Genomic DNA, 269 nt, shown 5'->3' on the forward strand with positions numbered 1-269 from the left:
ATCTTAGCGAGGTGTACATCCACGCCTATCATGTCGATCAATTCGAGCGGACCCATAGGCAGGTTGGCGCCCAGCTTCATCGCTGTATCTATGTCTTGGGGCTCGGCCACACCTTCGGAATACGCTACCACCGCCTCGTTCTATGGGCTCATTTTTCCAGGTGATCCTGAAGAGGTTTGCCGGGTCTGTGTCCCAGAGCCGGACGCATTTCAGCCGCTCCTTTATCTCCTGCGGGACCTTGCTCGGATCCTTCATCTGCTCGAAGGTCG

General features: G+C 56.1%; 1 protein-coding gene. It reads right to left on the reverse strand.

What is annotated here, in order from left to right:
- On the reverse strand, window positions 1-80 hold an 80-nt coding region (locus EZM41_RS13675), incomplete at its 3' end, for a 3-hydroxyacyl-CoA dehydrogenase family protein (protein ID WP_232619157.1).
- Window positions 81-269: the final 189 nt, after the last annotated feature.

The organism is Acetomicrobium sp. S15 = DSM 107314, from assembly GCF_016125955.1.
Lineage (GTDB): Bacteria > Synergistota > Synergistia > Synergistales > Thermosynergistaceae > Thermosynergistes > Thermosynergistes pyruvativorans.